Here is an 18,932-nt window from a genome sequence, read left to right on the forward strand (position 1 = left end):
GCCACATTTGAGCATCAATCATTACCTGTCCAGCGCCAAACACTCACTGAATCTCATTACTTATGCCTGCTGAAACCTTTGCCCTGCCCGTTATCGACCTGCGCTCCGACACCGTGACGCGCCCCACACCCGGCATGCTGGCCGCCATGTGGGCGGCCCCGGTGGGCGACGATGTGTACGAAGAAGACCCCACGGTGCGCCGCCTCGAAGAAGCCGCCGCCGCCCGCTTTGGCCTCGAAGCCGGCCTGTTCTGCCCTTCGGGCACCATGACCAACCAAATTGCCATTAAGGCCCACACCGAGCCGCTGAGCGAAGTAATTTGCGAGCAGACGGCCCACGTGTACCTGTGGGAAGTGGGCGGCATTGCCTTCCATTCGGGCGCGTCGGTGGCGTTGCTGGCGGGCGAACGGGGCCGCCTGACGGCCGCGCAGGTAGAAGCCGCAATTCGGCCTGAAAACGTGCATTATCCGACTACGCGCTTGGTTTGCCTGGAGAACACCCACAACCGCGGCGGCGGCAGCTGCTACAATTGGGAGGAGATGGTGGCCATCAGCGAAGTGGCCAAGCGGCACGGCCTTGCCCGACACCTCGACGGGGCGCGCATTTTCAATGCGCTGGTGGCTACCGGGCAACGCAGCGAAGATTACGCGCAGCTGTTCGACACGATTTCCGTGTGTCTGAGCAAGGGGCTGGGCGCGCCGGTGGGCTCGGTGCTGTTGGGCTCGAAGGCTTTTATTCAGAAATGCAAGCGCATTCGGAAGGTGATGGGCGGGGGCTGGCGACAGGCCGGCTACCTGGCCGCCGCCGGCCTCTACGCGCTCGAAAACCACGTCGACCGCCTGGCCGACGACCACCGCCGGGCCACCCGCCTGGCCGAGGTGCTCCGCCAGCAGCCCTATGTGGCCGAGGTGCTGAACCCGGAAACCAACCTCGTCATTTTCCGCCTGCATGACGTGCAGCCCGCGGCCGGTTTCCTGGCCGCGCTGGAGGCGCAGGGCATCCGGGCCAGCAGCTTCGGGCCGCAGTGGATTCGCTTCGTGACGCACTTGGATGTGGATGATGCCATGCTGGCACGCATTGAGATGGCGTTGGCAGGAATATCGTAGAGCACTAATAGAAGAACGTCATGCTGAGCGCAGCCGAAGCATCTTTACCACGCAACTAATAAGACTTAGTATCGCGGTAGAGATGCTTCGGCTGCGCTCAGCATGACGTTCTTTTTCTTTATCGCCAGCCTCACTTACCCATACTAGCTTGGACCTCTACACCGCCCTTGCGCTGCTGCTCGTCACGGCGGCAGCTTTTGCCTACCTCAACCTGCGCTTTCTCAAAATGCCCACCGCTATTGGGCTGATGGTGCTGGGACTGGTGGCATCGCTGGCGCTGGTGGCCTTGGCGCGCTTCGAGGTGAAACCCGTACTGGATTTTGCTCGGCTGGTGAACAGGCTGGATTTCAGCGCCATTGTAATGCAGGTGATGCTGGGTTTTTTGCTGTTTGCGGGCGCCATTCACGTCGATACCCGCCGCCTGGGGCAGCTGCGGTGGCCGGTGAGCGTGCTGGCGCTGGTGGGCACGCCGCTGAGTACGGGGCTGGTGGCGGGGGCCATGTATGTGCTGCTGCCCTGGCTTGGCCTGCCCACGCCCTTTATCCACTGCCTGCTGTTTGGGGCCCTTATCTCGCCCACCGACCCGGTGGCGGTACTCAGCATTCTAACCAAAGCCAATATTCCGAAATCGCTCGAAACGAAGATTGTGGGCGAGTCCCTGTTCAACGACGGCGTGGGCGTGGTGCTGTTTGTGGTGACGCTGGAAATTGCGATGCTGGGGCCCGGCGACGTAACACTAAGCCACGCGCTGGGCATTTTCCTCCGCGAAACGGTGGGCGGACTGGCGTTGGGTACGGCCCTGGGCCTGGGCACGGCCTGGCTACTGCGCAGCATCGACAATTACCAGGTGGAGGTGCTGATGACGCTGGCCCTGGTAGCCGGCGGCACGGCCCTGGCCACGCGCCTGCACACCTCGGGCCCGCTGGCCATGGTGATGGCCGGCCTGCTGGTGGGCCACTTCAGCCGCAACGGCGGCATGCTTTCGGAAGAATCACAGGATTACGTCGACAAATTCTGGGAATTGATTGATGAAGTGCTCAACGCCCTGCTTTTTGTGCTGATGGGGCTGGAAGTGCTGGTACTGCACATTCCTAAACGCACCGTAGTGGCGGGTTTGGTGGCCATTGCCGTAGTATTGGCGGCCCGGCTGGTGGCGGTGGCGGTGCCGCTGGGGCTGCTGCGCATTCGCGGCACCTTCCGCACTTCCGACCACAGCCTGACGGTGCTGACCTGGGGCGGCCTGCGCGGCGGCTTGTCGGTCGCGCTGGCCCTAAGCTTGCCCGCCACCACGCCCCGTGAGCTGCTGGTGGGCATCACGTATGTGATTGTGGTGTTTTCAATTATTGGCCAGGGACTTACCATTGGGCCGCTGGTACGCTGGCTGGGGTTGAGCCAACCGCAGGCCGAAGATGTAAAAAAAGTCGATTAACGCACACCTTCCAGGACCTTTCCGCTAGCTTTCCACTGTTTTTCGAGCCATGAATCTATTTTTCATTGGTGATGTGCACGGCTGCTTGCACACGTTCAGAACCTTGCTAAAGCACTGGAATCCGGCTACCGACTACCTCATTCAGGTGGGCGACCTTGTGGACCGGGGCGCGCACATTCCCGAAACCGTGGCTTTGGCCAAACAGCTTTCCGAGCAATATCCGTCCTCTACCACTTTTCTCATGGGCAACCACGAGGCCGAAATGCTGCACCATTACGGCCCCCATGGCCCTTCGCTGGGCTGGCTGCGGTGGGGCGGCCGCAGCACCACCGAGCAGTACAAACGCCAACCCAGCCTGCTCGCCGAACACCTGCCCTGGCTGCAGCAACTCCCGCTGCTGTGGCAAAACGACTACGTATTGGCAAGCCATGCGGGCATCAGTGCCTCCGCCGAGGCGTACAACCCCAAGAGTGCCGAGGGGTTGCTGTGGGTGCGCGGCCCGCTCAAGCGGCTCGATAAGCTGCAGGTGGTGGGCCACACGCCCATGGACGACGGCGAGCCCATTCACGACCCCGACTCGCACACCATGTACATTGATACGGGCGCGGTGTTTGGGCGCAACCTCACCGGCCTGCGCCTCTCCCCCACCGGCGTGGTGCTCGACATTATCTTAATCCCCGTTGACCCTCGCGACCTACCGGCGTAACGCCTGTTTTTTCGCGCCTTATTCCGCCCGACGTTATGCTCAACCAAGCTGCCATTGCTCACCTTTCGGCTGCCGACCCACTTCTGGGGGCTTTGATTGTCAACGGCCGCGACATTCATCCGCGTCCGCACGAAGATCTATACCTGTCGCTGCTGCGCGCCATCGTGAGCCAGCAGATTTCGACCAAAGCTGCCGCCGCCATCTGGAAACGCTTCCAGTCGCTGTTTCCGCCCGAAGGTTACCCCGAGCCGCGCGAAGTGCTGGCCCTGAGCGAGGACGAGCTGCGCGCCGCTGGCCTCTCGCGCCAGAAAGCCGGCTACCTTAAAGCCATCGCTGAGTACAACGAGCGCGGCCTGCTCGACTACAACCACCTCACCAGCCTCTCGGAAGAAGATTTCACCCTGCACCTCACGGCCATCAGAGGGGTGGGCCGCTGGACGGCGCAGATGCTGCAAATGTTCGCCCTCGACCAGCCCGACGTGTTTTCGGAAGGTGACCTGGGCGTGCAGAATGCCATGCGCAAGCTTTACGGCCTTGAAGAAACCGGCCGCGCCCTGCAAAAGCGCATGCTGCTCATTGCCGAACCCTGGCGGCCCTACCGCTCGCTGGCCTGCAAGTACCTGTGGCAAAGCCTCGACCAAGGCACGCAGGTTCCGCCAACGGTGTAAGGGGAAAGCGGTGGGAGTTTTTAGTTTCTCTACCAAAGCACCACCTACCCCAGCACCTTTTCCTTCATGTGAAAGACCTCCTCTTTCACGAACAAATCGCCTTCCTGCCGCAAAATGGCGAGGTTGTCGATGGTGATTTTGAGGTTGTAGGTTTCCTGGTTGAGGTAGCCGAGCACGGGACCGAGCAGGTCGGCGGTGGTGTCGTGCAGGGCCAGGGAGATGTGCGGCAGCCAGCAGTCGGGGCCGCTGAACTTGTCGGTACGCAGGCACAGCGGCGCGGTGGCAGCCAGAATGCGCCGGTGCAGCGCATTGAGCGCATCGGAACGCAGCACGGGGATGTAGATGACCGGCCGCTCGCCTGGAAACACGCCCAGCCCGGTGGTAAAGGCCGGAAATGGTTCGGTGCTATCCGCAACTTTAGCCAGGGCTGTTTTGAGCGAGCTGAGTTTTTTGACGCCGGCTAACTGGTAGGTAAGGTGCGGGTCGAGGGTAGCCTGCACGTCATCAATGCCGAATTTTTCCTCCAGCTTTTTGATGACGGTATTGATGCGCGAGACGTGTGGAGCGCTGAGCAGGGAGGTAATGGCGAGCATACCAGTCGTTACGGAATTTTCGGGGCCGGCGCCCATGTCGTGGACCGTTTCACCCTGAAAAAGTTGTTTCATTTGTTCGCAATCATGGCGTGGTTGAATTGGTGGCTTTGCCCCCGCGCGATGCTCAGGGACTGAAAACTTTCGCCCCGAATGATTTTGGCGAGTTGCACCAGTTGCCCAACGTGGGAAGCATAGTGCGCTACCTGCCGCTGCACGGCCTGCAATACCGTATGCGCCTCGCCCCGAATGCGCACGGTGCGCAGCAACTCATCGGGCCGCAGCTCGTCGAGCAGGTCGAACAGCACTTGCCAGGCAGCGTGCCACTCGACTTGCAGCGCCGCAATGCCGGCGGCCGTGGCAGGCTCCTCAAATTCCTGGTCGCGCTGGCGGGTGGGTTTTTCGCCGTCGGTCGTCAGAAAATCGGTGAAGCGCGAGCGCAGGTTGCCCACCAGATGCTGCACGATAACAGCGGCCGAGTTGCTGCCCGGCGCGGGCTGGTGCAGCCATTCCTCGGGGCTGATTTGGGCCAGGGCTCGGTCGGCCAGGGCTTTGTATTGCTGGAAGTTATGGCGAAAGGAGGCCAGCAGGGCCTCGCCCACGGCGGCGGAATCGGGAGGAGCTTGCATGGGGTAAATGTAGGTGCGGCGGGCAAAAATTGCGCAAATAATTTCCAAGGTGCGTCCTTATACCCAGCGTAATGGTCGGGAAAATTCGCGCCTTCATCGACTTGATTCTTTCCAGCACAACCCTGCCGGTGGTTTTCATCGTTAAGCCGGCCAGTCCCCTGAAATTCCGTGTCTGCACCGCCCGCTGCTTCCTCTAATTCTTACGCTTCAGATTTGCCACGCCCCCGGCGGCGCTGGCTGTGGTGGCTGCTGGGAGTAGCGGCCGTGTTGCTGGTGCTTACCCTGGTCGTGCAGCAGCTGCTCGACCCCTGGTTGCGCCGCAAGCTGGAGCAGCAGGTAACCACCCAAACCCATGGCCAGTACCGCCTGCAAGTGGGTGGCCTGCACACTAGTCTGTGGCAGCGCGCCATCCGGCTGAGTGGCCTACGCCTGCGCCCGGCCGCCACGGTAGCCGATACCCTGCCCCGCATCCGGCTCGATGTGGCGCAGTTGAATGTTACAGGCGTCGGCCTACTGGCTTTGCTGCGCAAAGGTGTGGTGCCCATCGACAGCGTGGTGCTCGATTCGGCCCGCATTGAGGTGCTGGCTTTGGCCCAGAAACCCACCCGCAACGCCGCCAAGCCGCTCCACGAGCAGCTACCGCTCAAGCTAAAGGGCCTTGACATTGGCTATTTCGGCCTGCTGCACACGCAGGCCACCTACCAGCCCGGCGGCGCGCAGGCCCCGCTTATGGCCCGGTTCCGCCGCGCCGATTTAAGCGCCCAGAATATCCTCATTAGTGCGGCCGGCGCGGCCGATTCGCAGCGCCTGGGCTATGCCAGTGGCTGGAACCTGCTGCTGCAACATGCGCAAGGGCAAGCGGCCGGCCACCAGCTAGCCGTGGCCAAACTGGCTATTTCAACCGCCGACCAACGCCTGCAGCTTGACTCCGGGCGGGTGCAGCCGCTGGGCCCTGCCCCGTCCGGCCAGCCCCGTCTCAATTTGACGCTGCCGCGCCTACGCCTCGTGGGGCTGCGGGCGGCACCGTTGCAGCACCAGCACCGCTTTCAGGCCGATTCGCTCCTGATTCAGCAGCCGCAGGTTGTGGCCGTGCTGCCGACGACTGGCGCGGCAGGAAATTCGAGCCCGGCGATGAGCTTTATCAAAAGCCTGGATTTGGCTCACCTGGCCGTGCAAGGCGGCTATGTTGAAGTACAGAATAAAGCTTCGCATCCCATAATCCGCGGGCTGAAAGTGGCGGGCACCGCTATTCATTTCGATTCGACGAACGCGCCCGATGCGCAGCGCGTTTTCTTCGCCAAGGCCTGGGAAGTGGCCCTGGGCCGTAGCCAGGCCACGGTGGCGGCGCACGCGGTGGCCCTGGGCAGCCTGCATCTATCAACTTCAAAAGGCACATTTAACCTGCAATCGGTGCGGATTCGGCCGCCCGCGGCCGGCCAGGGCAAGCCCGACGGCGTGCGCGTTGACCTGACCCTGCCCAGCCTGGCGCTGACCGGACTCGATGCGAAAGCGCTGCAAAAGCAGCATCTCCAAGCCCAGAGTTTGGTTCTGGACCGGCCAACGCTGCATTTCACGCCGCCGCTGCAGCCGCCCCCGCCCTTCTGGAAGCTGCTCTCGAAGCAGTTGCGTCGCTCCGAGGTGGCCGTGGTGCGGGTGCAGCACGGCGACGTGCGCTTCGGCCGCTGGCGGCACGCCCCCCACGTGCGCGACCTGAACGTGACGGGCAAAGGCATCCGCATCGATTCGGCGGCTAATGCCGACCCGCGCCGCATTGCCTACGCCCGCGCTTGGCTGCTGAACACCGGCCAGCTTTCCATGCCGTTTGATGCGCCTTATTACCGGGCCAGCAGCCAGCACGTCCACCTCGACACCGATGCTCACCTACTGCGCTTCAGCGACATGCTGCTGAAGCCCCGATACTCGCCTGTGGGCATGAACCTGCACAAAGGGTACCAGGCCCCGGCCGTCACCATCAAACTGAAACAGCTGACCCTGGCCGGGATGGACTTTGTGGGATTGGTGAACCACGGCGACTTTCGGTTGAAGCGCGTCACAGTGCAAAGCCCGGTGGTGAACATTGCCTCCGACGGCCGCGGCCCCATCAACCCCAACCGCTCCAAAATTTCGCCCGATGAAATGCGGAGTCTCGGTGTTATCGTCGATGTGGCCCGCCTCGACCTCGTGAATGGCAACCTGTACACTGCCTACCGCAGCCCGCTCACGCCCCTCACCGGCACCATGAACATCACCCGCTTTAACGGCACGTTCTACAACCTGAGCAACGACCGCCGGCACCAGACGCCCGCCCGGCCTCTCACCGGCAGGGCCACAACCTACCTCCAGAACCAATGCCGGCTTGATGCGCAGCTGTCTGCGTATTTGCTCGACCCACTGGGCCGCCACCGCATCTGGGGCACGTTTGGGCCCGGCCCGTTTGCCATGCTCAACTCGATGACCGTGCCCACCAAGCTGGTCAAGTTCAAGAGCGGCAACGTGCAGGGCATCCGCTTCGATATGCAGGTCGACCGCAAAGGGACCACCGGCACCATGTGGACCCAATACACCGACCTGCAACTGCAGCTGCTGGGCTACAAGGACGAGGAAGTCAAAAAGACACTCCTGAAGCGCGTTATTTCCAAAGCGGCCAACGTCCTCGTGATTCGGGACCAGAACCCGCGCAAGCGCGGCGAGGTGGTGAGCGGCGAGACGAAGAGCACCCGCGAGCCGCGGTTTTCGGTGTTCGCACTTTGGCGCCAAGGCGTGGTGAGCGGCCTGTTCAACAACGTGGGCGTGCCCCAGAAAATCGCGCAGAAGCTGAGCGAAGCGCAGGATAAAGCCCCGCTGCCCAAGTAGCCCAGCCACTTGAGGGCGCTGTTGAAGGTGCCTTAGCGCTGGCCTGATACACGGCTTGCCTCAGCACTCCTTGGGCTAAGAGAACCGCTTCCGCCGCCCAGGGCCGTTCTGCTCTTTTGTTGTTGAAAGCATTGCTTGCTCGCGCGGCTGAAATGCTTCCACTGCGCGGATGACAGCTAGCCTGACCTTCAATCAATCTTCGACCTGTTTCGTTACAAAAAAGGCCGCTGCCCATCCGGAAAGCGGCCTCTTTTTACGCTTACCTCACGGCTTTCACTTGCGGTAATCCGCTGCAAAAAACGTTGAGACAAGGGGCTGAATCACCTTTTACAACGCTTGCTTATTGGAAAGTCACGCGGTTGATGCTGTATTGGCTGACGGCCGGCATCTGCCCGCCGAAAAGCTTGTCGAGGTTAGCGTAAAGCACGTAGCTGTTGCCATCGCGGCGGGCCAGTGTGGTTGGGAATTCGGCCTTAGTGGCGAAGGTGCCGGAGAGCGTGGCCGCCCCAAAACTGTTGGTAGTGGCCAGGCGGAACACCTTGGCTTGGGCGTTGCTCACCACTTGCAGCGTGTTGGTATCTTGCAGTAGCAGGCCATCGGCGGCGGTCAGGTTTTGGGTGGTGGCGACCGGGGCGTACCCGCTTGGGTTGCTGAGCGGCACTTTGTAGAGCATGCCGTTGTCCGACTTGGCTACCAACAGGTACCCGTCCGGGTGAAACACGATGCCGTTGAAGCCGAACGCGCCGGCGGCCGGGGTGCCCAGGCGGGCCGCATCTTCCAAAAACACGGTGGCCACGTTGGTCACGGCATCCACTTTGTAGATGAGGTTGGAGAAGCTGTCGGTGATGTAGGCGTTGCCCAAACCGTCCACGGCCACGTCGTTGGCGAAGTGGGCAAGGGCTGGGCGCAGGGTGCCCAGTTCCACTATTACGGGCGCCGCCGTGGGGGCGCTGCGGTTGAAAATGGCCAGGCGGGCCAGCTTGCCCTGCGTGGCGGCGGTGGAGCGGGCCTGGTTGGCTCCGGGGTCCGAAATGGCCGCCAGCACGCGGTTGCGGGGCTCATCGAGGTACAGGCCAATAGCCGACACCAGCTTGGGGTCGTCGGGGAAAGCGGGGCTGTAGATGCCGTCGTCCTTCACCTGGCCCACCCGGCCGGTGGTGAGGGAAGTCACCAAAAAGCGGCTGTTGGGCGCATCGTACTGCACGCCTTCGGGGTAGAGACCGGCCTGGGTGAAAGTGATGACGGCGGGAACCGGCGTTACCGGGTCGATAAGCCGGCCGGTTTCGCCCTTGTCGCAGCTGGCTAGCAATAAGGTGACGAGCACGGCAGCCGGGGCTAAGCGGCGGGATATGGCATCTTTAGCTTGAATGGAAAACATCGTCATGAGAATTGAAAAGTTAAAAAGTGCGAATCGAGCCGCATTCGTGTAGGAACATGGGTTATACTAGTGGCGGGCTATTTTGTTTTTTTAAAGGTGCTCCCCCGCCGGGGTCCCGCTACCAAGCCCAGCCCATGCGCCGTACCTTTGCCCCCCAATACCCCGCAACCCGATGATTAGCATTTCCGACCTCGACTTCCACTTCGGCTCACGTGCCCTGTACGACAACGCCAGCCTGCACATCAAGCCCAAGGACAAAATCGGCCTTATTGGCCTGAACGGCACCGGCAAATCGACGCTGCTGCGCTTGTTGGTGGGCGAATACAAGGCCGACGGTGGCTCCATTTCGATGAGCAAGGAAGTGAGCCTAGGCTTCCTGAACCAGGACCTGCTGAGCTACGACACGCACGAGAGCATTCTGCACGTGGCCATGCAGGCATTTGAGGAAGCGCTGGAGCTGCAGAAGAAAATCGATGATATTCTGGTGTTGTTCGAAACCGATTATTCGGATGATTTGATTGACAAGCTGGCCACCATGCAGGAGCGGTTTGAGGCGCTGGGCGGCTACACCATGCAGGCCCGCGCCGAGGAAATTCTCGAAGGCCTGGGCTTCTCGACCGAGGAGCTGACCAAGCCACTGAAAAGCTTTTCGGGCGGTTGGCGCATGCGCGTGATGCTGGCCAAAATCCTGTTGCAGCAGCCGTCCCTCCTGCTCCTCGACGAACCCACCAACCACCTGGACTTGCCGTCAATTAAGTGGATTGAGAACTACCTGGCCGACTACGAGGGTGCGGTTATCATTGTGAGCCACGACCGGGCCTTCCTCGACCGCACCACCAACACCACCGTTGAGGTAATCGGCGGCAAGCTGGTGCACTACGCCGGTAACTACAGCTATTACCTCGAAGAGAAAGTAGAGCGTAACCTCATCCAGAAAGGCGCTTTCGAGAACCAGCAGGCCCAGATTCGCCAGGCCGAGCGGTTCATCGAGCGCTTCAAGGCCAAGGCCAGCAAGGCCAAGCAGGCCCAGAGCCGCGTGAAAGCCCTCGACAAGCTCGAACGCATTGATGACGTGGCCGGCGACGCTGCCAAAATCAACATGAAGTTCACCTTCAAGGTTGAGCCCGGCCGCCACATCCTGCGCATGGAGCACGTGACCAAAAAGTACGACCAGAAGCTGATTTTCCGCGACACCAACGTGCACATCGAGCGGGGCGACAAAATCGCGCTCATCGGGGCCAACGGCAAAGGAAAGTCGACCTTGATGCGCCTGGTGGCCGGCACCGAAGCGCCTACCAACGGCAAGCACCAGCTGGGCCACAACGTGATTATGTCGTTTTACGCCCAGCACCAACTGGAGTCGCTGACGCTGGACAATGAGATTTTGCAGGAGATGAGCGAGGCCGGCTCGAAGCGCAACGACATGGAATTGCGCTCGGTGCTGGGCTCGTTCCTGTTCACGGGCGAGGAGGTTTTCAAGAAAATTAAAGTCCTCTCGGGCGGCGAGAAAAGCCGCGTGGCCCTGGCCAAAACCCTGATTTCGGAAGCTAACTTCCTGCTGCTCGACGAACCGACCAACCACCTGGATATGGTGTCGGTAAACATCCTGATTCAGGCGCTGGAGCAATACCAGGGCACGTTTATCGTCATCAGTCACGACCGGTTTTTCGTGGAGAACGTGGCTACCAAAATCTGGTACATCGAGGATTTCCAGCTGAAGGAGTACCCCGGCACCTACAACGAATACGAAACCTGGATGGAGGACCGCGAAAAGGCTGCCAAAAAAGCCGGTCTTCCCAGCCCCTCGGCTCCCAAGCCCCAGCCCAAGGAAGAAACGCCCAAAGCCGCGGCGCACAACATCCCCAGCAGCCACGACGCTAAAAAAGCCGCCAAGGAGCTGGCCGAAGTAGAAGTACGCATCACGGAGCTGGAAAAAGAACTGGCCGTGTACGAAGCGCAGCTCGCCGACGCCGCCATTTACACCAACGCTTCGCAATTGAAGGACACGACCTTGAAATTTGAGGCGGTGAAAAAAGAGTTGGCCGCCCAAACCAAGCGCTGGGAAGAGCTGATGTAGCCGGTCCCGTCGCCCGCCGGCCCTTGCGCGAAAGCGGGCCGCTGCCTTGTTCTGCGGAGTGGGCGGCGGCCCGCTTTTTCGTTCACCGCGGGTAGGCTGGTTTCCCTACGCGCCCCGGCAGCTTCGTCAATCGCGCGCCAAGCTCCGCAACAATTGAACTAGTCACCGTCAGACCTTCAGGCGCTGCGAGTCTCAAACTGCCAGGTTCGCCCTCTTGCTGTAAACCGCTGCCTTGAGTACGGACAGCTGGACAGACAATTAGGTCAGTTTTGCTGCTTCTTCCAGCCTCTTTTCCCCATCTTCCTCCGGCACGTGTTTCTTAAGCCGCATAAAGTCGGTTTTAATACCTTTTCCACTTTTCTCTTTATGTGCTTGCCATTGAGATTCGTCAAATTTTGTGGTGGGCAATTTCCTGATTGCATCCATAAGCTCAAGCACCTCCACCACCTGCGCCCGAAATACAGCAACCTCCGCTTCATCCGCTGCATCGGGCACGGGCATGTCAATTAATTTATTCATTTCTGCGTTGAGCTTCCATAATTTTCCAAAATGCTCAACCGATACAATATTGGCTGCCGCTTTCTCAAATTTGTCGCCGCCATCGTCTTGCCAATCCAGAAATTGTTTCGCGTTTTTGGGGTCGAGTCTGAACGAGCCCTTTGGCCCCCGATGGATATTACCCGGCATCCACACGGCTCCCTCAGTGAAGTTGTCCTCGGCTCCGATTCCTGAAATCGCATACTTGGCAATCTTTTCCTCAAATCCTTTCTCCAGGAGCTTTTCGCCCAAATTCATCCGCTGTTTCAGCACCTCATCATCAACCGATGTTTCGAGGCGGCTTAGTTTGCTTTTCAAAATATTCCTGATGCCGTTTATTACCAGAATCCTGTCGCCATGTTCCGCACGAATAACTTCTTCGGCTTCGCTTTCTGACAGCGTAATTACCGGGTCCGTTTTGAAATCATCTATTTCCTTGGAAATATAAAACGCGGTGTCCGTCACCAGCGCCTTTACGAATTGACTTTTGGCGTGTGTGCCAATTTCTTCCTTCAGATTTTTCACCTTGTCCTCAGAGTCGACCACGGACTTTATTTTTTTGAGCACCTGATGAATTTTATTCTCGGGGATGACGTGGTGGTAGGTAAAGTCAGTTTTTCGGTCGCCGAATTCATAACTGTCTTTATAGGTGTCATGCCGAGCCATGCGGCCTTCGTATTCTCCCGCAAATTGATAAATACCGGCGGACGTCCGACCAGCGGCGCCCAAGGCGGGCCGCATCTGGCGTTGCACCAACGCCCGCTCTCCCATCACATCCGCCTCTTTTTCCAACCCCGCGTCATCATTCACCGCCACCTTGCCCTTCAGTTGCCGCGTCGGTCGCACCCGGCCCTGTTTCTGCTGCACCACGTGCCACGCCTCGTGCGGCAGGTGCTGCTCCTGGCCCGGCGCGACGTGAATATCCGTGCCTTGGGCGTAGGCATGAGCTTGGAGCTGCGCCGGCTTCGCGGAGTTGTAATGCACCTGCACGTCATCGAGCGAATAGCCGGACAGGTTTTCCACTCCCGCTTTCAACTTATCGGGCAAACCGGTTTTATTCTCCCTCACCGGGGCGGGAGTTTCTGGGCGTTGCGCGGGCGCTGCCACCGCCTGTAATTGCGCGGCCTGCTGCCGGGGGCTCTGCGCAATAAGGGCCTGGCTGGCGGCGGCATGCTGCATGCGGGGCGATGCGCTTATCAAGGCCTGCTGCTGGCGGTGGGCGGCGGCGGCCGGGCGGTTATCGGCAAACGAGGTGGTGGCGCGGGCGCTACTTTGGAGCGCGGCGGAACGGTCGGCCAGGGCCGGGGCCGGGGCTTTGGGTTGTTCGGCTTTGGCGGCGGGGGCAGACATGATGTGGTAGCTTTAGCAGGGGAAGGGCGTGCCTGGTCAACTGACAGGTGGAGGAATCAGCAGGTAAGGTAACGACTATTGACTTTACGGAGAAATAGCTGAATTATAAAAACCAGCTACGAAGAATTACGGAGTGCGGCAGCGGGAAACGACTGGGCACGCAACCACGCCGAAGCTGGCTCACAATACCCAAATCGCCGGACTGATACCGGAAATGGCCGCTACGAAAAGCAGCTCGCCGACCCCAAAATCTATGAAAACACGGCGCAGCTGAACGACCGGTGGCAAATGCTGGCCGAAGTGTAGCCGGTGCGTTTCCTTTAAAACAAAAGCCTCTCCCGAAGCAATTGCTTTGGGAAAGGCTTTTGTTATTGCGCTAACGTTAAAACATTGGCGGTGCGGCGGCATTCACCATTCGTTTAGCCCTGACCAATGCAGAAATAAATGTGCAAGTGTTAATTGAATGCTTTTAGCTCAATAGAATCCGGTCACGCTGGAACAAAATCTGATTATCAATTTACAGGTGATGGTTTATTCGTCGCCATATTGCCAGTGCACCGTTGGCTGCTGACATGTTTCTAATCATACCCAAATTCCAATAAGCTTAATGTTCATAGCTAATTACTCTTGTTAGCTTCCACCCATCAACTCTCTTCTGCCAGATATGAACGAATTTAAATGTTCCGCAATCATCCCTTCCGTTTTCCGGGTGACAAAATTGATGCATACCTGTTTCAATAGCTCCATAGTCTTTGATAGGATATACTTGAAGACTTCCGGGTATAAGGGTTCTCCTTAGCCCATTATTTTGGTCAAAAAGCCGACGGGTATTTTCAATTACCTGATTGTAGTTTGTTAACCCTCCATTGTCATGATAAAACTCAAGGTCGGTTGCAAATATCGTTTTTTGTTTTTCAAGATTCCGGTTGTTGAATGCGTCAAACAGCACGCTGTCCATATGTGCAATAGTGTCATATAAGTCTCTCGATGCCGGCACATATGGTTTTGTTACTTCACTACTGCTCTTTCGCAAAGTAGAGCAAGCAGTAGTAGCACATACCAAGGTCATACAAACAACAGCAGTCTTTAGAATTCCCATATTTGCTTTTTAAAGTCTTACGTCGCATGCTGTCAACATTTAGCTTGCTGCTATTCAGCACTGCAAGTTGCGGCAATCGGCCAATGATGAGCTACAATATAGCGTAATCCGCGCCTGATTGGGTGGGATTACGCTACTTGCTGCTTTACAGGTCCAGGTCATCGAGGGGAGACGCAGGGCGGGTACGTTGGGCTACATGCGTATAGATTTCGGTGGTTTTAATGCTGGCGTGCCCCAGCAGGTCCTGAATCATGCGAACGTCGGTGCCGCTTTTCAGCAGACTTGCTTCCGGAGTCGAAATCCGAAAAAGCAATGGGGAGCTTAGCGCCCATTGCGCGTTCTCGCACGGAATACAGCTCCCCCTGAAGGATGTCGGACATCAGGTAGTTTGCCCAAATCCTGGCGTACCAGTTGAAGGGGGTATTGATATAAAATCGACTGGACAATGTTACGCGGGTGGTCCCGTCGGCAAGCGCCTGAAACTGGTAGGTATCGTCGAGTATATCCAGGTGCTTGCCACCAATCAAAATATGCTCATCCATGATGGTTGGGGGGAATTGGCCTGGGTCGGTTTTGACGCTGAAAGTCAACAAACGCTCTTTTTCGAGCCGGACTACCTTTTCCTGAAAGTGCAAGCCTTTTTCATAGTAAGAATCATAGTAAGAAACGCGCGTCCCGCCAACGGCAAGCGTATCCAGAGCTGTTGCTATGTGCCGTGGAAAGCCCAGTAGCGAAGAGGATAATGGCCGCTTTAGTTGATGGCTAACGACGCGTTTTCCCGCCAGCACCTGCCACACGCTTGCCACCGGCGCTTCGATGGTAAGCTGCTCCCGAATGGTGATTTCCTGGGGCGTCCAGGCCCGCCCGCCTTCTAGGGAGCCCAGCGCAATTGGCAGGATAAACACCAGAGACACATTCAACGTGTTGGGCTTTTGCCAAGCCATCGTAGCAGAGCCCACTGCCTCGAGCGTGCGGGACTTTTTGTAATGGTAAGCTATAAGGCCCCCAATACCCGCCAGGGTAGCGAATAGAGGGAATAGCATAATCCAGCAAGTAAGGCCTTCTATGTTGAATAACAGGGTAATAAAGAGTAGCACCAAACTAGTAAGCCAGGGCTTGAAGAAAGCGGCGGTTCCGCTGGTGGTCTTCTCAGTGGGTATCAGCAGCACGGTCAGAAACCCGATAACCAGCGGAACCACAAACAGGAAGGTTACGCTCATTATTTCAGTCGTATTATCCAGGAACCCAAACATCAGGCGCGTTACCAGTCCATAGACCGCGGCCAGGGTTACAGCAATGAGCGTCTTCATAGCGTTTTGGGGTTGAATGACTGGTTGGGGATAGACGCAAACTTAAACTACATTCTTTTTGCAGCGCTGCCTTATCAGCAAGTCCCCGCTGCGCAGTCTCATCAGGAGTTCCTGTTCCTAAGCGAAAGCAGCGGGTGGGCCTGGGCAACAGCCCGGCAGCCTCACACTAGAGCTGTAAAGCAAATCGAATTTCAGGCAAGTCATTCTTCAGCACCATGAACCCGGCCTTGGCGGCTGGCGGACGCGGCAGCTCGCCGCCACGGTCTTACTTTCGTCTATGCGCCATCTGCTTCCGCTTCTGCTTTTCGCTTCCGCCTGTGTGCCGCTGGGCACGCCCATTACCAGCACCGCGCCGGCCGCGCCCGGCACCCAGCGCCCGCCCGAATACTACGCCGACAAAACCTTGCGCTACCAGGACTACACCTACTCGCCTGACGTGCGCAGTGTACAGTGCTACATGGCCACGGGCCAGCCCAACGAGGTATTTCAGCCGGCGGTGGTGCCGCTGGGGCAGTCGTCGGCCATTACCCTGGATTTCGACGTGCTCGGCGACCAGAGCCAGCGCTACACCGCCAAGCTCATTCACTGCGACGTGGACTGGCAGCCCTCCTTGCTGACCGATATGCAGTTTCTGACCGAGATAAACGAGTTTACGGTCACCGACTACCGGGTGGGTACCGGCACCAAAGCGCCCTACTTCCACTACCGCCTGCGCGCCCCCAACGTGCGCCTGAGCGGCAACTACCTGTGGGTGGTGCAAACGCCGGCCGGCGTGCCGCTGCTGTCGCGCCGGCTGCTGGTGTACGAAAGCCGCGTGAACGTGAGCTTGAAGCCCGGCATCGTGATTGGCGGGCAGGAGCGGTTCACGCTGCAGCAGCTCGACTTCGCCGTGAGCTACGGCAACGTGGAGCTGGTGAACCCGGTTGTGGAAGTGAAAACCGTGCTGCGCCAGAACTTCCGCTGGGACAATGCCCGCTACGGCCTGCGCCCCACCTTTGTGCGCGATGCCGAGCGCCGCCTCGACTACCAGTACTTCAACTTTGAAAACGCTTTCCCCGGCCTCAGCGAGTACCGCTTTTTCGATACCCGCTCGCTGCTAAGCGTGGGCATTGGCGTGCTGCACGTCGACCCGCGCGCCGCCCCCGTGAGCACCGTGCTGCTGCAGCCGGAAGTGTCGCGCAACGGCACCGCCTACAACCAGTACGTCGATGCCAACGGCCAACGCGTATTCGAGAGCCGCGAATACGGCAACGGCGCGACTAATGCTGACTACGCCGACGTGACGTTCCAACTGAAGGCGGCACAGCCCGCGCCCGGCCCGGTGTACGTGTTCGGGGCCCTTACCGACTGGCAGTTGAAGGACGAGTTCCGGCTGCGCTACGACGAAGCCAAGCAGCTCTATACCGGCCACGCACTGCTGAAGCAGGGCTACTACAACTACGATTTTGCCGTGGCCGGCGCCAGTGGTACCGCGCCCAACGAAACCTACTTCGAAGGCACGCACTACGAAACCGAAAACCAGTACGACCTGCTGGTGTACTACCGCCCGCCCGGCACCCGGGCCGACCTGCTTATTGGCTACCAGGCCGTCGATATGAATTCGCGGCAGTAAGCGCTACCACAACCCGGCGCGCCGGCCTGCGTTTGCCGGGGTATCCCGCCGCCGGCCGGCAACGGTTGGCCAACCCCGGCCCACTGCTACAGCCCCGGCCGGGAGGTACGCATGAAAAAACCACTTCTTCAATTAAGCGGCGCCCTGGCCGTAGTGCTGAGCATACTGGCGGGCTGCGCCGTGAACCCAGTGACCGGCAAGAAGGAGGTAATGCTGGTATCGGAGGGCCAGGAATTGGCCATGGGAGCCCAATCAGACCCGGCCGTGATTGCGCAGATGGGCCTGTATCCGGACAAGAAAATCCAGGATTTTATCAACGAGAAGGGCAAGAAGATGGGTGCCATCTCGCACCGGCCCGAGCTCACCTACCAGTTCCGAGTAGTCGATTCGCCGGTGATAAACGCTTTTGCCGTTCCGGGCGGCTACGTGTACTTCACGCGCGGCATAATGGCCCATTTCAACAATGAGGCGCAGTTTGCGGGCGTGCTGGGACACGAAATCGGGCACATCACGGCTCGTCACTCGGCCAAGCAGCAAACCAATTCCATTATCGGGCAGGTGGGCCTTATGGGGGCCATGATTGCCTCGCCGCGGCTGGCGCAGTTTGGCCAGCAGGCCTCGCAGGGCCTGCAACTGTTGTTTCTGAAATTCGGGCGCGACGACGAAAGCCAGTCCGATGGCTTGGGCGTGGAGTATTCGTCGCAGATTGGCTACGATGCCAGCCAGATGGCCGATTTCTTCCAAACACTTTCGCGCGAGCAGGCGGCCAAGGGCGGCGAGGCCATTCCCGATTTCCTGAGCACCCACCCCAACCCGGCCGACCGCTTCGCCACCGTGCACCAGCTGGCCGACCAATGGAAGCAGCAGCACGGCAACCCCAAGCTGGCTGTGAACCGCGACCAGTACCTGCGCCTCATCGACGGCCTCGTGTACGGCGAGGACCCCAAGCAGGGGTTTGTCGAAAACAACGTGTTTTACCACCCCGAGCTAAAGTTTCGCTTTCCGATTCCGACGGGCTGGAAGTCGCAGAATTCGCCCTCGCAGTTCCAGATGGCCGACCCCACCGGTAAGGGCCTGCTGGTGCTGCTGCCTGCCCCCGGCACTACCCCCGAGGAAGCAGCCCAGGCCGTGGCCAAGCAGCTAAACCTGCAACCCGCCGAGTCGCAGCGCACCACCATCAACGGCTTCCCGGCCCTGGTTTTCACCGCCGACCAAGTGCAGCAAGACCCCCAAACCGGGCAGCAGGTAGCTGGCGTTCGGGTGCTGGGCCACATCATTCAGGATGGCAAGTCACTTTACGCTTTTATGGGGGTAGCCGCACCAGCCGATTTTCCGGCTTTCGCGCCGCAGTTTGCCAGCGTGGCCCAGGGCTTCGCGCGCCTCACCGACCCTGACAAGCTGAACCGGAAGCCTGAGCGCATTCACATCCAGAAGCTGAAGCTGCGCAGCAACCTGCGCCAAGCCCTGCTAACCAATGGCACCCCCGAAAACCGCCTCGAAGAGTTGGCCATTCTCAATGGCATGCCGCTGAACGGGCAGGTGAATGCCGGCTCGCTGATTAAAGTGGTGAGCCGATAGCCGGCCCGAA

General features: G+C 59.3%; 15 protein-coding genes. 8 read left to right on the plus strand and 7 right to left on the minus strand.

The features are described 5' to 3' along the window. Positions 1–62 precede the first annotated feature (62 nt). The 4 genes from ABD837_RS09165 to ABD837_RS09180 all read left to right on the plus strand — a co-directional run bounded on the left by ABD837_RS09165 (position 63) and on the right by ABD837_RS09180 (position 3,909). The gene (locus ABD837_RS09165) at positions 63–1,106 is read left to right on the plus strand and encodes a threonine aldolase family protein (protein WP_345053202.1); all 1,044 of its coding nucleotides are present in this window, start codon (positions 63–65) and stop codon (positions 1,104–1,106) included. 148 nt (positions 1,107–1,254) lie between these two features. After that, a complete protein-coding gene (locus ABD837_RS09170; protein WP_345053204.1) occupies positions 1,255–2,535 on the plus strand; it encodes a cation:proton antiporter in 1,281 nt (426 codons plus the stop codon). Positions 2,536–2,584: 49 nt separating this feature from the next. Then, complete coding sequence (locus tag ABD837_RS09175) at positions 2,585–3,241, plus strand: metallophosphoesterase (RefSeq protein ID WP_345053207.1); 657 nt, start codon at positions 2,585–2,587, stop codon at positions 3,239–3,241. Between the two features lie 35 nt (positions 3,242–3,276). Further along, complete coding sequence (locus ABD837_RS09180; protein ID WP_345053209.1) at positions 3,277–3,909, plus strand: DNA-3-methyladenine glycosylase family protein; 633 nt, start codon at positions 3,277–3,279, stop codon at positions 3,907–3,909. Between the two features lie 44 nt (positions 3,910–3,953). Here the strand turns inward: ABD837_RS09180 and ABD837_RS09185 are convergent, their stop codons facing one another. After that, positions 3,954–4,574 carry a 2'-5' RNA ligase family protein gene (locus ABD837_RS09185; protein ID WP_345053212.1) on the minus strand — a complete coding sequence of 207 codons (621 nt, stop codon included), beginning with the start codon at positions 4,572–4,574 and terminating at the stop codon, positions 3,954–3,956. Beyond that, a complete protein-coding gene (locus ABD837_RS09190) occupies positions 4,571–5,128 on the minus strand; it encodes a DUF1572 family protein (RefSeq protein WP_345053214.1) in 558 nt (185 codons plus the stop codon). The genes ABD837_RS09185 and ABD837_RS09190 overlap by 4 nt, the downstream gene beginning before the upstream one ends. A gap of 168 nt (positions 5,129–5,296) precedes the next feature. Between ABD837_RS09190 and ABD837_RS09195 the strand changes: the two genes are divergently transcribed. Beyond that, positions 5,297–7,981, plus strand: a complete 2,685-nt coding sequence (locus ABD837_RS09195; protein WP_345053217.1) for an AsmA family protein — start codon at positions 5,297–5,299, stop codon at positions 7,979–7,981. A 340-nt stretch (positions 7,982–8,321) separates the two neighbouring features. Here ABD837_RS09195 and ABD837_RS09200 read toward each other — a convergent pair whose 3' ends face one another. Beyond that, positions 8,322–9,365: a hypothetical protein gene (locus ABD837_RS09200; protein WP_345053220.1), complete on the minus strand. Its 1,044-nt coding sequence runs from the start codon at positions 9,363–9,365 to the stop codon at positions 8,322–8,324. Between the two features lie 166 nt (positions 9,366–9,531). Here ABD837_RS09200 and ABD837_RS09205 point away from each other — a divergent pair, with 166 nt between their 5' ends. Continuing rightward, positions 9,532–11,436, plus strand: coding sequence for an ABC-F family ATP-binding cassette domain-containing protein (locus tag ABD837_RS09205; RefSeq protein ID WP_345053223.1), 1,905 nt, complete (start codon positions 9,532–9,534; stop codon positions 11,434–11,436). 258 nt (positions 11,437–11,694) lie between these two features. Here ABD837_RS09205 and ABD837_RS09210 read toward each other — a convergent pair whose 3' ends face one another. The 4 genes from ABD837_RS09210 to ABD837_RS09225 form a co-directional block, all read right to left on the minus strand. Next, on the minus strand, positions 11,695–13,323 hold the full coding sequence (locus ABD837_RS09210) for an eCIS core domain-containing protein (RefSeq protein WP_345053225.1): 1,629 nt from the start codon (positions 13,321–13,323) through the stop codon (positions 11,695–11,697). Between the two features lie 604 nt (positions 13,324–13,927). After that, positions 13,928–14,281 (minus strand): nuclear transport factor 2 family protein, encoded by a 354-nt coding sequence (locus tag ABD837_RS09215; RefSeq protein ID WP_345053227.1) that lies wholly within the window; start codon positions 14,279–14,281, stop codon positions 13,928–13,930. 286 nt (positions 14,282–14,567) lie between these two features. Next, positions 14,568–14,675: a hypothetical protein gene (locus ABD837_RS09220; RefSeq protein WP_345053230.1), complete on the minus strand. Its 108-nt coding sequence runs from the start codon at positions 14,673–14,675 to the stop codon at positions 14,568–14,570. Beyond that, positions 14,641–15,732, minus strand: coding sequence for a hypothetical protein (locus tag ABD837_RS09225; RefSeq protein ID WP_345053233.1), 1,092 nt, complete (start codon positions 15,730–15,732; stop codon positions 14,641–14,643). The genes ABD837_RS09220 and ABD837_RS09225 overlap by 35 nt, the downstream gene beginning before the upstream one ends. A 277-nt stretch (positions 15,733–16,009) precedes the next feature. Here ABD837_RS09225 and ABD837_RS09230 point away from each other — a divergent pair, with 277 nt between their 5' ends. Beyond that, positions 16,010–17,344: a type IX secretion system plug protein gene (locus ABD837_RS09230; RefSeq protein ID WP_345053236.1), complete on the plus strand. Its 1,335-nt coding sequence runs from the start codon at positions 16,010–16,012 to the stop codon at positions 17,342–17,344. A 111-nt stretch (positions 17,345–17,455) separates the two neighbouring features. Next, entirely contained in the window at positions 17,456–18,922 is a 1,467-nt protein-coding gene (locus tag ABD837_RS09235) for a M48 family metalloprotease (RefSeq protein ID WP_345053239.1), read from the plus strand. The last annotated feature ends 10 nt before the right edge of the window (positions 18,923–18,932 follow it).

Origin of the sequence: Hymenobacter glaciei (assembly GCF_039539585.1) — a bacterium.
Classification (GTDB): domain Bacteria; phylum Bacteroidota; class Bacteroidia; order Cytophagales; family Hymenobacteraceae; genus Hymenobacter; species Hymenobacter glaciei.

Bases quoted from the DNA above. Each gene is read 5' to 3' on its own strand.
- ABD837_RS09165 (WP_345053202.1), top strand. From the start codon at position 63: ATGCCTGCTGAAACCTTTGCCCTGCCCGTTATCGACCTGCGCTCCGAC.
- ABD837_RS09210 (WP_345053225.1), bottom strand. From the start codon at position 13,323: ATGTCTGCCCCCGCCGCCAAAGCCGAACAACCCAAAGCCCCGGCCCCG.
- ABD837_RS09185 (WP_345053212.1), bottom strand. From the start codon at position 4,574: ATGAAACAACTTTTTCAGGGTGAAACGGTCCACGACATGGGCGCCGGC.
- ABD837_RS09190 (WP_345053214.1), bottom strand. From the start codon at position 5,128: ATGCAAGCTCCTCCCGATTCCGCCGCCGTGGGCGAGGCCCTGCTGGCC.
- ABD837_RS09175 (WP_345053207.1), top strand. From the start codon at position 2,585: ATGAATCTATTTTTCATTGGTGATGTGCACGGCTGCTTGCACACGTTC.
- ABD837_RS09180 (WP_345053209.1), top strand. From the start codon at position 3,277: ATGCTCAACCAAGCTGCCATTGCTCACCTTTCGGCTGCCGACCCACTT.
- ABD837_RS09200 (WP_345053220.1), bottom strand. From the start codon at position 9,365: ATGACGATGTTTTCCATTCAAGCTAAAGATGCCATATCCCGCCGCTTA.
- ABD837_RS09225 (WP_345053233.1), bottom strand. From the start codon at position 15,732: ATGAAGACGCTCATTGCTGTAACCCTGGCCGCGGTCTATGGACTGGTA.
- ABD837_RS09230 (WP_345053236.1), top strand. From the start codon at position 16,010: ATGCGCCATCTGCTTCCGCTTCTGCTTTTCGCTTCCGCCTGTGTGCCG.
- ABD837_RS09215 (WP_345053227.1), bottom strand. From the start codon at position 14,281: ATGGACAGCGTGCTGTTTGACGCATTCAACAACCGGAATCTTGAAAAA.
- ABD837_RS09220 (WP_345053230.1), bottom strand. From the start codon at position 14,675: ATGATTCAGGACCTGCTGGGGCACGCCAGCATTAAAACCACCGAAATC.
- ABD837_RS09205 (WP_345053223.1), top strand. From the start codon at position 9,532: ATGATTAGCATTTCCGACCTCGACTTCCACTTCGGCTCACGTGCCCTG.
- ABD837_RS09235 (WP_345053239.1), top strand. From the start codon at position 17,456: ATGAAAAAACCACTTCTTCAATTAAGCGGCGCCCTGGCCGTAGTGCTG.